Origin of the sequence: Pseudomonas imrae (assembly GCF_046352735.2) — a bacterium.
Lineage (GTDB): Bacteria > Pseudomonadota > Gammaproteobacteria > Pseudomonadales > Pseudomonadaceae > Aquipseudomonas > Aquipseudomonas imrae.
Window position 1 is genome coordinate 2,220,122 of the sequence record NZ_CP110853.2, and the last position, 12,485, is coordinate 2,232,606.

Sequence of the window (12,485 nt, forward strand, 5' to 3'; positions counted from 1 at the left end):
TTTTCAGTAAACCAGGGGGCGGTGTGGAGCATCTGTTCAAAAAAACGCTGGCGCTGTGCTGGTTGACACTGGGCGCGCTGGCGCAACCGGTGTTGGCCGAGGAGGCGGGTGGGGAACCCGATGCCTCGGTGCGGCGGGTAGACGTCAACGAGTACTTTGTGCGCGGCAATACCGTGCTCGATGCACGGGCCATCGAGGAAGCGGTGTACCCGTTCCTTGGCCCGCAAAAGACCCTGACGGATATCGAGGGCGCCCGCGATGCCTTGCAGAAGATCTATCAGGCGCGCGGTTATCAGTCGGTGTTTGTCGAGTTGCCGGAGCAGAAAGTCGATGACGGCATCGTCTATCTGCAAGTCAGTGAAACCAAAGTCGGCCGCGTGCGGGTAGTGGGGGCCAAGCATTATTCACCGGTGGAAATCCGCGAAGAAGTGCCGGCGCTCAAAGAGGGCGCGGTGCCGGATTTTGCCAGCGTGCAAAACCAGCTCGCCGGCCTCAATCGTGGTGCCGGACGCCAAGTCACACCGTTGGTGCGCGAAGGCCAGCGTCCCGGGACCATGGACGTGGACTTGCAAGTCGAGGACCAGAATCCCTGGCATGCCAGTCTTGGCCTGAACAACGATTACAGCGCCGACACCGAGAAGCTGCGCAGTGTCGCCACCCTGGGTTACGACAACCTGTGGCAATTGGGCCACAGCGTCTCCCTGACGTATTTCACTGCGCCCCAGGACAGTGAAAACGCCAAGGTCTGGTCGGGTTCCTACAGCGCGCCGCTCAACGAGCGCTGGACCTTGCAGTTGTCCGGTTACCAGTCCGACAGCAACATCGCCACCATCGGCGGCAGCAACGTGTTGGGCAAGGGGCATTCCTACGGTATCTCGGCAATCTACAACCTGCCGACCAGCGGCAACTGGGCCAACTCGTTGTCGGTAGGCGTGGACTTCAAGGACTTCGATGAAACCCTGCGGTTCGGGGGCAGCAGCGATCAAGTCCCGCTCAAGTACGCACCACTGACCTTTGGCTACAACGGTTATCGCTATACCGAGCAGTCACAACTGGGCCTGGGCCTGAATCTGGTGGTAGGCACCCGCGCCTTTTTTGGCTATGGCAGCGATGATGAAGAATTCAGCACCAAGCGTTGGAATGCCAGCGCCAGTTTTGCCGCGCTCAAGGGCGATCTGAATTACACCTACACCTTCAAGGGCGACTGGCAGTCGGCGTCCAAGGCCGGCTTCCAACTGGCGTCGGGGCCGTTGGTTTCCAACGAGCAGTATTCGGCCGGTGGCGCCACTTCGATCCGCGGTTACCTGGCTGCCGAACGCACCGGGGACGAAGGCTACCTGTTGTCCCAGGAGCTGCGCACGCCATCCCTGGCCAGGTTTCTCGGCAGTTATGTGCAGGAGTGGCGTTTTTATGCGTTCGCCGAAGGTGCGCGCCTGCGCCTGCACGACCCACTGCCCGAGCAGGAAGACGAATACAGCCTGGCCAGCGTCGGCCTGGGTACCCGCGCCAGTTTGAGCAAGTGGCTGTCCGGCAGTCTGGATTGGGGCTACCCGCTGCTCGAAGGACCGAACACCCAGAAACAGGACTCGCGATTGCACTTCAGTGTGCAGGCGACTTTCTGACCCTTTTTTCCGGAGAACCTTTCACATGCAACGCCTATTTCTGAGCCTGTTGATTTGCCTGGGCTTCGCGCTCCCGGCCACCGCCCACGCCTGGTGGCAGGACGACTGGCACTACCGCAAACAAATCTCGGTAGACACCACGCCTCAAGGTGCCGCGATCAATCAGGCGCTGGGGCGCACGGCGTTGCTGATACGCCTGCACACCGGCAACTTCAGCTTCGATGGGGTCAAGGATGACGGTAGCGACCTGCGTTTTGTCAGCGCCGATGACAAGACCGTGTTCAATCACCAGATCGAGAGCTTCGATCCGTTGATGGGCATGGCCCTGATTTGGGTCGACGTGCCCAAGGTCGAAGGTGCCCAGCGCCAGGACCTGTGGATGTACTACGGCAACCAGAAAGCCCCGGCCACGGCTAACGGCCAACTGACTTTCGATCCCGACTACACCGCGCTCTATCATTTCGAAGGTGCCAACGGCACACCGGCCCGTGACACCACGGCCTACGGCAATACTGCCCTGAACGCCACCGGCGCGAGCATCGACGGGGTTATCGGGCGTGCCTTGCAGTTCAGCGGTGAACCATTGGTGCTGCCCGCCAGCCCGTCGTTGCAGCACAGCGCCACGGGGGCGTTTACCTTCAGTGCCTGGCTGCGTGTGGATCAGGCTGGCGGCGAGCAGGTGGTCCTGGCCCGTCGTGAGGGTGCCAGCAGCCTGCTGCTGGGCCTGGGCGAGGGCACGCCGTTTGTGGAGATCGACGGCCAGCGCGCAGTCTCGACTCAACCGTTGAACCCCGGCCAATGGCAACACCTGGCCTTTACCGCCGCAGGCAACAGCGTGACGCTGTACGTCAACGGCCGCGAGGCCGCGAGCCTGGCGCTGGCCATGCCGGCGTTCAATTCACAGTTGCTCATCGGTGCCGATTTGCCTGAGGCTGCCAGCGGCTATGTGCCGTTTGCCGGGGCGATGGATGAACTGCGCCTGTCCAAGGTGGCCCGTCCCGCCAGCCTGTTGCTGGCCGATGCCAATGCCCAGGGCGCGGAGTCAAAGCTGGTGGCCTATGGCGTGGATGAAGAACAGTCGGGCTTTGGTTTCGGCAGCCTGGGCTTCCTGCTCAAGGCGGTGCCGATAGATGCCTGGGTCATCATCCTGGTGCTGGTGGGGATGATGATCCAGTCGTGGGTCATCATGGTCCGCAAAAACCGCATGGTCAGTCGCGTCAGCAGTGCCAACGAGGTCTTTCGCGAGCAATTTTCCCAGATCGGCACGCGCCTGGAAATGTACTACGACGACCAGATGCTGGCCGAACGCTTGACCCACTCTTCGTTGTGGCGCCTGTATCGGGTGGCGGTCCAGGAGATTCGCACTCGGCGTGCCCAAGGCGCGGATACCTCGTCGGTCTCGGCGGCGACCATCGAAGCCATTCGTTGCTCGATGGATGGCGTGCGCACCCGCGAAAACCAGATGCTCAGCTCCAAACTCTCGACCCTGTCCAACGCAATTGCCGGCGGCCCCTACATCGGTCTGTTGGGCACGGTGCTGGGGATCATGGTGGTGTTCCTCGGCACGGCTATGGCCGGCGACGTCAACATCAACGCAATTGCGCCGGGCATGGCGGCAGCCTTGCTGGCGACGGCCATGGGCCTGTTCGTCGCGATCCCTGCGCTGTTCGGCTACAACCGCCTGATCACGCGCAACAAGGAAGTCAGTGCCGATATGCGGGTGTTCGTCGATGAGTTCATCACGCGCCTGGCAGAAATGCACGGCGAGAGCCAGTCCAGTGAAGCGGCCCATCGCCGCGCCCATCACGCCAACGTACCGGCCTGAGGAGCAACGTCATGGCTTCTGTAAATACTTCCCACGACGATGACGATGACGCCGCCGTAGACAGTATCAATATCACGCCTCTGGTGGACGTGCTGATGGTGGTGCTGGTGATGTTTATCCTCACCGCCACTGCCCAGGTCTCGGGTATCCAGATCAACCTGCCCAAGGCCAGCGCGGCGGTGTCGCTGTCCGAGGCCAAGACCAAGGCCATCTCGGTCAACGATGGCGGCCAGGTATTCCTTGATGCCTACCCGGTGACCCTCGGTGAGTTGGAGGAGCGCCTGCGCATCGAGAAAGCACTGAACCCGCAATTCCCGGTGATCGTGCGTGGGGATGCCACGGTGCAGTACCAGAAAGTGATCGAGGTTCTCGATTTGCTGCGTCGGCTGGAGCTGTCCCAGGTCGGGCTGGTCACCGGCAAACCGAGCCAGGGCTGAGTCATGACTGCACAAATGCCGATCCCGCCAACGCCTGTGAAGAAGTCACCCTTGCGCCCGCTGAAGTGGGGCGCAGGCCTGTTGCTGGGCGCGGTGGCCGCCTGGTTTCTCTGGCAATGGGCCAATGACATGAGTGGCGTGCGCCGTGAAGCGCCCAAGGTGCCGATGATCATTCCGTTGCCGCCACCACCGCCGCCGCCCCCGGAACCACCCAAGGAGCCAGAGCCGCAGGTTGAAGAAACAATCCCCGAGCCGGAGCCGACACCTGCGCCGGAGGAGGTCAAGCCCGAGGAAGAGGCGCCGCCAAGTCCTGCCGAGGACCTGGCCAACCCGATGCAGATCGACGGTGACGCCCAGGCCGGTAACGACGGCTTCAACGTCGGTGCCGGCAAAGGCGGCGGCATGGCTGGTTCTGGCGGTGGCGGGCTGGGCACGGGCACGTTCAAGCAATACCTGGCCGGCGTGTTCCAGCGCTTGCTGCGTGAAGACCCACAGTTGCGCAAGAAGGCCTACGCGGTACAGGCCGATGTGTGGCTCAGCGCCGATGGCCAGGTGACACGCGCCGAATTGGTGAAGTCCAGCGGCGATGCCGAAACCGACGACCAGGTGTTGGCTGCACTGCGTGCCACACCGCGTTTGAAAGAACGCACACCGGCGTCCCTGACCTTGCCGGTGCGCCTGTCACTCAAGGGCCGACGCCCGGATTGATCGAACCCTTTTTGCAGTTTTCTACAGGAGTTGTGTGCAGATGATTTCCCACGTGAATCGATTGACCCTGGCGGTCGGCATGGTCATCGCGACCCTGGTCGGCCAGGCAACGGCCGCCCCGGCCGCGCCTTCGGAAAATGCCACGATCAACCTGATCCGCTTGCTGGTGCAGCAAGGTGTGCTCAAGCAGGAACAGGCCGAAGGGCTGATCGCCCAGGCCGAAAAGGAAGCGGTGCAGGCACGCCAGGCCAATACCGCGACGGCGGTGGCGGCCGGTCCGGCCGCTGCACCGGGGGATGTGCGGGTGCAATACGTACCGGCAGCGGTGCGCGATCAGATTCGCGATCAGGTCAAGGCCGAAGTCATGGCTACTGCCAAGCAGGAAAACTGGGCCCAGCCCAACACGTTCCCCGATTGGGTATCGCGCATCAGCTTCGACGGCGACATTCGCCTGCGGGACGAATCGCGCTATTTCTCGGGCAATAACAGCAACGAAATCGTCGACTACGCCAAGCTCAACGAAAACGGCCCATACGATGTCAATAAAGACACCAACACCCGGCTGCCGCCGTTGCTCAATACCCGCGAAGACCGCGAGCACCTGTTCCGCCTGCGCGCCCGCTTGGGCATGAAGGCGCTCATCTCGCCGCAATGGACCGCCGGCATTCGTATCGGCACCGGCTCCGACAACAACCCGGTGTCCACCACCCAGACGTTGGGCGGTGGTTTTGGCAAGAAAGACATTTGGCTTGACCAGGGCTATCTGAGCTGGAAGGCCACCCAGGACCTGACCCTGACGGGCGGGCGGATTGCCAACCCGTTCTACTCCACCGACATGATGTATTCGGGCGACCTCAACTTCGACGGTGTGGCAGCGATCTTCAACCATTCGCTGAATAACGAATGGGGGGTGTTCGGCACCCTCGGAGCGTTCCCGGTGGAATACAGTTCCGACAGCGCCAGCAGCAACGGCTTCGACAAGGAAGAAAGCGACAACAAATGGTTGTTTGGCGGGCAGATCGGCGCCAACTGGAAGATCAACCGCAGCAACAGCCTCAAGGGCGCGTTGGCGTACTACCGTTTCGACGATATCGAAGGCCAGCGCTCCAGCCCTTGCTCGCCGTGGGCCGGCCAGCCTGGCTGTGACACCGACGGTTCGCGCGTGGCCTTCATGCAGAAGGGCAACAGTGTGTTCCTGCTGCGCAACATCAGCGCCAACCCGGCAACTCCGGGCCTGACTCCGCAACCGCAGTACGTGGGCCTGGCGTCCAAGTTCGATGTGCTGGACCTGAACCTGGTCTGGGACAGCGAGTTGCCCGAAGACCTCAAGCTGCGCAGCCAGACCAACTTCATTCACAACCTGGCCTACGACAAGGGTGAAATGCTCAAGCGCAGCGAAGGCGAGATCGTCAACAACATCAACCGCAACGGCGAGTTCGAAAGCGGCGCCAATGCGCTGATGGTGCAGTTCACCCTCGGCAGCGCACTGGAAATGAAGAAGGCCGGCGACTGGAACCTGTTGGCCGGCTACAAGTACATCCAGCCCGATGCCTTGCCGGACGGCTTCAATGACTCGTCATTCCACCTGGGCGGTACCAATGCCAAGGGCTACTTCATTGGCGGCAACTACGGCATCGACAAGAACATCTACGCCAGCGCCCGTTGGCTGAGCGCCTCGGAAGTCTATGGCGCGCCGTTCGAAGTCGATGTCATGCAACTGGAACTCAACACGCGCTTCTGACGCGCCGGGAGAATAGCCATGAACACGCGAATTGGCGGCCTGCTGCTAGTCATCGCCAGCCTTAGCGCCACGGGCGTTTCGGCCGAAGGCATGGAAGAGCGCCTGCGTACCCAACTGCGCAGCACCACCGCGCAGTTGCAGGCGCTGCAAAGCGAGCAGGCCCAGGCCAGCGCCGCGCGGACTGCCGCCGAAAACCAGGCCAAGCAAGCCCAGGCGCAGATCAAGCAATTGACGGCCGAGTTGGACAAGACCCGAGGGGTGGCCGAGCAACTGGTCGGCCAGCAACAAGCGTTGCACAGCCAGGCCCAGGCCCAGGTGGCGGCCAGCGCCGAACAGACCGGCAAGTTCAAGAAGGCCTATGAAGAACTGCTGGTGCTGGCACGAGGCAAAGAGACTGAGCGGGCACGTCTGCAGGCGCAATTAACCGAGCGTGACACACAAGTGCAGCAATGTTCAGCCAAGAATCAACAGATGTACGGCGTGGCCCGGGAACTGCTGGCAGCCTACGAAAAAATCGATGTGGCCGAGGTGATGAGCATTCGCCAACCCTTCGCCAGCGGCGCGCGGGTCAAGTTCGAAGAACTGGCTCAGGGCTTTGGCGACGAGCTGTACAAAAGCCGTTTTGATGCGCCCCAGGCGGCGATCAACCACTGATCAACAAGGAAGAGACGAGCATGAGCCAATTGATTACCAGCGTGACCACCCAGAGCCTGACCGAACTGCTGCAGGAGGCCGGCTACCGGGTCAATCAGACCGAGCAAAACGGTATTGTGCAGTTGCTCAGCGCCAGCCAGGGTATCGGCTTTGCAGTGCGTTTCGGCAACCCGGCGGCGGAGCAGGGCAGCTATGTAGACTTCACCTATAGTTGCGCGCTGCGGGTCCAGGGTCAGTTGCCGGAAGGCCTGGCGCAAGTGTGGAATGCGTCGCGACGTTTCGCCCGCCTGTCATTGCAGGGTGAGTTCCTGCTGATGGAAATGGACGTGGTGGTGGCCGGCGTTGGGGCGCTTCATCTGCGCAGCCAACTGGAGTTGTGGGATCGGTTGCTGCAGGAGTTTATCGTCTACCTGCGTGAGTACAGCCAGACCGCCGCGCAACTTCAGGCCCAGCCCGAGGCAGCGCCGGCGGTGGATACCCACGAGGAGGCACCAGCCCTGTGAAAAAGCCAACCCTGATGGTCGGCGCCGGTGCGCTGGCGCTTTTGGTGGTGGCGGTGGGGTTGAGTCTGCGACCGGGCAGTGACCCGGTCGCGGCCCAGCAACCAGCGGCTGCGATGGTGCCAGAAGGCCCGGCGGTAGCGCGCTTGGGCAACCAGCAAGTGGCCTTGCCGGAACTCAAGGCATTGCTGGCGGCCCTGCCGGTCGAGTCGCGCGAGCAACTGCGGGGCAACCGTGGTGCCCTGGAAACCTGGATCCGCTCGCGCCTGGCACAAAAGGCTGTGCTGGAACAGGCCGACGCCCAGGGTTGGCGCCAACGCCCGGAGGTGGAGGAGCAAACCCGTGCGGCCACCGAGCAGATTGTATTTCGCGACTACATGCTGTCGGTCAGCCAGGTGCCGGCCGATTACCCCAGCGCCGCCGAATTGCAGCAGGCTTATGACAGTGGCAAGGCGCAGTGGATGACGCCAGCGTTGTACCGGGTCAGCCAGATTTTCCTGGCGGTCAATAATCCACAAAGCGCCGAGTCGGTGCGCCGCCAGGCCCAGGAATTGAGTCGCAGGGCCCAGGCCGCGCCGGCTGAGTTCGCCGCCTTGGCCAGCCAGTATTCCCAGGACGAAGGCACGGCCCGACGCGGTGGCGATTCCGGCCTGCAACCTTTGCAGCAATTGATGCCGCAGGTGCGTGCCGTGGTCTCGCGTCTCAAGCCGGGAGCCGTCTCGGACGCGATACAGAGTGAAGCCGGGTTCCACGTACTCAAAGTCACCGAGCAGCAACCGGCGCGCACCGCCAGCCTTGACGAACTGCGCGAGCGCCTAACGCAAGCCCTGCGTGCGCAACGCCAGGAACAGATCGCCAAGGCCTACTTGGAAGGCATGCTTAATACCGCCACCTTGAGCATCGACGGCGCCGAGTTGAACAAAGTGCTGGAGTAGCCAACGACGGCGCGCATGGATGCATAGACCCATCAGACAGGGAGTTTCGCATGGATTATCTCGAGCCCGCCGCACCCCAAGGTATGGCGCCGTACCGTTCGCCTGGAGAGCCGCGAGAGGCCTGGCTGGCCCTGGCGGCCTCCATCGATGCGGACGTGGTGCGGTATTTCCTGGCCAGTGCTCGTTGCGGCTGCTTCATGCAGGCAGCGCGTAGCCTGAATATCAAGGCCACGCTGTTGCGCAAGCGCCTGGCGCAGCTTGAAGAGCGGATGCACCGTTCATTGTTCAGCTATCAAGGCAGTGTCCTGGCCCTGAGCCGTGATGGCCAGCAGTTGCAGGCCCGGCTGATTACCCTGGCCCGTGAGCGGCGCTTGCCAGTACAGGAGCAGCCGTTGATTCGCCTGGCGGTGGCCGAGTCGATCCTGCATGACATATTGGGCCGCGACTTGATCGCGCTGCTGCGCCGCAACGCCAGCGTGCGACTGGATATTGTGTCCATCGACAGCCCGTTTGCGTTGCAGATGGTCGAGGCGGACGTCGTGCTGTGGCTGGCGGGCGTCGATTCGCCGCAACCTGGGCCTGGCTTTGTCACGCATCCACCGCACGCCCTGGCGCGCCTGGATTACCTGCCGCATATTGCCAAGCGCTATTCGCGGTTGGCGGCCCGTCCGGACACTGTCGACGACCTGGCGGACTATATGTTGGTGCAATGGCAGCCCGACCGGCTGGTGGATGCATTGCAGCCATGGAACCGGTTGGTGGAGCAACGCTTGGCTGGGGTGGTGCAGGTAGAGGCGTATCCGTTGATGCTGGAGATGATTCGCTGCAGCGCGTGCATTGGCTTGCTGCCGCGCTACATGAGTTGTTTCGACCGCGGCTTGACGGCCTTGCCCGGATTGTTTGCCGAAGACATGCAGCGCCAGGTATGGATGGCGGTCAACGCCGAGACCGCGCACCCGCAGGAGGTGCAGATGATCGTGGCGATGGTGCTCAATACATTCGAGGAACGGCGCGAGTGGTTTGGCGCAGAGCGGTGACTGTTGGAATTGCACGATGATGGAGCTTGTCACGTACAACGAATCCCGTGTATTTGCCGTTTTGATGCGCACCGAGCAAGCATGAGTTTTGGCCTGACAGGTGGCCCTTTCAAGGGTTTTAAGGGGGTGGGGTTGGGGGGCATATCCGTTGCTGCGGTTGTGGCGACTATTGGTTTCGCCCTTACGGCGACTCACTTTTGGATAGAGCCCAAAAGTAAGCAAAAGGCTCTTGCCCCACCACTCGGTGCCTCGCTCAGGCTCGGACTGCGGCCAGCGTGGTTTAACGGGGCGCCTAAGATCAAAGTCAAAATCAAAACAGAGCGAGGCGGCCTGACAGCCGACCTGATCGTGAGCGTATGCGCTGTTGCCTTTACATCCTTATTCGCTGACTAACGTCAGCGGTATATAGGGCATGTGCAATGTGCGTTTGCCCGACGAGGCTCAGGCTACCACTGCCTGAATCTGCAACGCACCGTCGACGTCCTTGACCATGCCGCTGGCCAGTAACAGCGGCAACAAGCGCTTGTGCAACTGCGGCTCGACAAATTCCTTCACCGTATCCAGCGCCAGATCACCGTTGCCGGGCAGTTCCGCCTTGGTGTAGGACAGCCAGGCTTTCTTCAACATCGCCAGCACATCGCTGCCAGCGGTCAATGCAAAGCGGCGATGGGTCACCTGGCCCTGGAAGTTGAAGGTGTGCTGATACGTATAACCGCTCTCGTCACCTGTGCTGGCAATACAGCGCACACAGGTGCAAGGGCCATCGCCGAAAGACGCCAGCAGATAGTGGTTGAAGTCCACCACGGGCTTGAGCGACAGGCGCTTGTCCACTTCGAACAGGTCCCCGGTCATTTTGGCGTCAGTACTCACGGTGTGTTTCCTCAAAGGTTTACGGCTGGCTTTCAAAGCGCGCAATACTACCAGCCAAGAGGGCAACCGGGTTGCAAAGACTGGGTCAAGGCCCGCAGGCACGAGCCGCCCGATAGGGTTCGGTACTGCCAAACCCTTTGCAAAAACCTAGGCGATCTTCACGTTCATCGTGATCTCCTGGCCGAGGCGGCATGGAATTCGATGCAACAACGCTAGCCAGCCGCCCGGCTCAACGGAAAAACTCCCCTGGAGTGGCGTCGAACTGCTGGCGAAACGCAGCAATAAACGCCGATATCGACTCGTAGCCGCAACCCAGTGCGACGTCAGTCACTCGCTCGCCGCGCTCCAGGGCGGGCAGGGCGCCCAGTAATCGCAGGCGCTGGCGCCAGGTGCGGAAGGTCAGGCCGGTGTCGCTCAGGAACAGCCGGCTCAAGGTCTTTTCACTGACCCCCAGTTTCTGGCTCCATTGCCCCAGGGTGGTCGACTGCTCCGGATGCAGGCTCAAGCTGCGATAAATCTGCCGCAAGCGCGTGTCATGGGGCAGCGGCAGCATCAGGTCCACCTGCGGCGCGGCTGCCAATTGGTCCAGCAGAACCTGGGCCAGGCGGCCATCCGGTCCGTCTTCGGCATACGCCACCGGCAGTTCGCTGAAACGGCTAATCAGTTCGCGCAGCAAGGCGCTCACCGCCAGCACCTGGCAACGATCGGCCGCCCAGCCGGTGACGCTGCAATCGAGATACAGGCTGCGCATCTCGGTATGTGGCGAGCTGAACACCTTGTGTGGCATCCCCGCCGGGATCCACACCGCGCGCTGGGGGGGCGCGACAAAACGTCCGGCGCTGGTCTGGATTTCCAGTACTCCGCAAATCGCGTACGACAACTGCACCCATGGGTGGCTGTGCCGGCGGGTCAAGGCGCGGTTGGGCAGGGATTCGGTGCGGCCATATACCGGGCGTGGCAGGCTGGACAGCCCGGGAATTGTGCGGCGAACGGCCTTTTCATGTCCTTTTGGCGGCATTTACTGGCTCGTTGGCGTTAGTCGGTAATAGGCGGTTACGTTAGAGTCGGCACGACGCTCTTGGCAACCCCTGGAAAACCAGCCCATGACCCGCCCTCGTTTTTTGCCCGACAACTTCACCCTGATCTTGATTGCCACGGTAGTCCTCGCCTCGCTGCTGCCCGCCAGCGGCCAGACGGCCGTGGCCTTCGGCTGGGTGACCAACCTGGCCATCGGCCTGCTGTTTTTCCTGCACGGTGCCAAGCTCTCGCGCCAGGCCATCGTCGCCGGGGCCGGCCATTGGCGCTTGCACCTGCTGGTGTTCAGCCTGACGTTTGTGCTGTTCCCACTGCTGGGGCTGGCGCTCAAACCGTTGCTGTCACCAATGATCGGCAAAGACCTGTACATGGGCATGCTTTACCTTTGTGCGTTGCCGGCCACGGTGCAATCGGCGATTGCCTTTACGTCCCTGGCCCGTGGCAATATTCCGGCGGCGATCTGCAGCGCGGCGGCCTCCAGCCTGTTCGGCATCTTCCTTACGCCGTTGCTGGTGACGTTGCTGCTCAACGTGCATGGCGATGGCGCCTCCACCCTCGATGCGATCCTGAAGATCAGCGTGCAGTTGCTACTGCCGTTCATTGCCGGGCAAATTGCCCGTCGCTGGATCGGTGCGTGGGTCGGGCGCAACAAGAACTGGCTGAAATTTGTCGATCAGGGGTCGATTCTGCTGGTGGTCTATGGCGCCTTCAGTGAAGCCGTCAACGAGGGCATCTGGCACCAGATCCCGTTGTGGGAGCTGGGTGGCCTGGTGGTGGCCTGCTGTGTATTGCTGGCATTGGTGCTGGTGGCCTCTGCGGTGTTGGGCAAGGTTTGTGGTTTTAACCAGGCAGACCGCATCACTATCCTGTTCTGCGGCTCCAAGAAAAGCCTGGCCACGGGCGTGCCGATGGCTCAGGTGTTATTTGCCGGCAGCACCATGGGCGTGTTGATCCTGCCGTTGATGCTGTTCCATCAGATCCAACTGATGGTGTGCGCGGTATTGGCCCAGCGCTATGCCCGACGGCCGGAGAGCGTTCCCGAGTTGATGGCACACGTCGATCCCTGAACCATCGTGTTACTATTTTTGCGCGCTGCTCCAAAGCTGGCATCGGGCCCCAAG

General features: G+C 61.9%; 12 protein-coding genes. 10 read left to right on the top strand and 2 right to left on the bottom strand.

Going from position 1 to position 12,485, the window contains the following annotated elements; genetic code table 11:
* Positions 1–23: 23 nt before the first annotated feature.
* From OQ460_RS09950 to OQ460_RS09990, 9 genes are read left to right on the top strand one after another with little or no spacing between them, the layout of a single operon-like run.
* Positions 24–1,622 carry a ShlB/FhaC/HecB family hemolysin secretion/activation protein gene (locus OQ460_RS09950; protein WP_410021635.1) on the top strand — a complete coding sequence of 533 codons (1,599 nt, stop codon included), beginning with the start codon at positions 24–26 and terminating at the stop codon, positions 1,620–1,622.
* A 25-nt stretch (positions 1,623–1,647) separates the two neighbouring features.
* On the top strand, positions 1,648–3,447 hold the full coding sequence (locus tag OQ460_RS09955; protein WP_410021636.1) for a DUF2341 domain-containing protein: 1,800 nt from the start codon (positions 1,648–1,650) through the stop codon (positions 3,445–3,447).
* Between the two features lie 11 nt (positions 3,448–3,458).
* On the top strand, positions 3,459–3,884 hold the full coding sequence (locus OQ460_RS09960; RefSeq protein ID WP_410021637.1) for an ExbD/TolR family protein: 426 nt from the start codon (positions 3,459–3,461) through the stop codon (positions 3,882–3,884).
* A 3-nt stretch (positions 3,885–3,887) separates the two neighbouring features.
* Positions 3,888–4,592: an energy transducer TonB family protein gene (locus tag OQ460_RS09965; RefSeq protein ID WP_410021638.1), complete on the top strand. Its 705-nt coding sequence runs from the start codon at positions 3,888–3,890 to the stop codon at positions 4,590–4,592.
* A 40-nt stretch (positions 4,593–4,632) separates the two neighbouring features.
* Positions 4,633–6,333, top strand: coding sequence for a putative porin (locus OQ460_RS09970; RefSeq protein WP_410021639.1), 1,701 nt, complete (start codon positions 4,633–4,635; stop codon positions 6,331–6,333).
* 18 nt (positions 6,334–6,351) lie between these two features.
* Entirely contained in the window at positions 6,352–6,987 is a 636-nt protein-coding gene (locus OQ460_RS09975) for a DNA repair protein (RefSeq protein ID WP_410021640.1), read from the top strand.
* 20 nt (positions 6,988–7,007) lie between these two features.
* The gene (locus tag OQ460_RS09980) at positions 7,008–7,490 is read left to right on the top strand and encodes a YbjN domain-containing protein (RefSeq protein WP_410021641.1); all 483 of its coding nucleotides are present in this window, start codon (positions 7,008–7,010) and stop codon (positions 7,488–7,490) included.
* Complete coding sequence (locus OQ460_RS09985; RefSeq protein WP_410021642.1) at positions 7,487–8,422, top strand: peptidylprolyl isomerase; 936 nt, start codon at positions 7,487–7,489, stop codon at positions 8,420–8,422. Before OQ460_RS09980 ends, OQ460_RS09985 begins: the two co-directional genes overlap by 4 nt.
* A 50-nt stretch (positions 8,423–8,472) precedes the next feature.
* A complete protein-coding gene (locus tag OQ460_RS09990) occupies positions 8,473–9,459 on the top strand; it encodes a LysR substrate-binding domain-containing protein (protein ID WP_410021643.1) in 987 nt (328 codons plus the stop codon).
* A gap of 441 nt (positions 9,460–9,900) precedes the next feature.
* On the opposite strand, the gene OQ460_RS09995 is transcribed toward OQ460_RS09990, so the two are convergent.
* Both OQ460_RS09995 and OQ460_RS10000 read right to left on the bottom strand, forming a co-directional pair.
* A complete protein-coding gene (locus tag OQ460_RS09995) occupies positions 9,901–10,329 on the bottom strand; it encodes a hypothetical protein (protein ID WP_410021644.1) in 429 nt (142 codons plus the stop codon).
* 229 nt (positions 10,330–10,558) lie between these two features.
* Positions 10,559–11,347 (bottom strand): AraC family transcriptional regulator, encoded by a 789-nt coding sequence (locus OQ460_RS10000; RefSeq protein ID WP_410021645.1) that lies wholly within the window; start codon positions 11,345–11,347, stop codon positions 10,559–10,561.
* An 85-nt stretch (positions 11,348–11,432) separates the two neighbouring features.
* On the opposite strand from OQ460_RS10000, the gene OQ460_RS10005 reads away from it, so the two are divergent.
* Positions 11,433–12,431, top strand: a complete 999-nt coding sequence (locus OQ460_RS10005) for a bile acid:sodium symporter family protein (RefSeq protein WP_410021646.1) — start codon at positions 11,433–11,435, stop codon at positions 12,429–12,431.
* Positions 12,432–12,485: the final 54 nt, after the last annotated feature.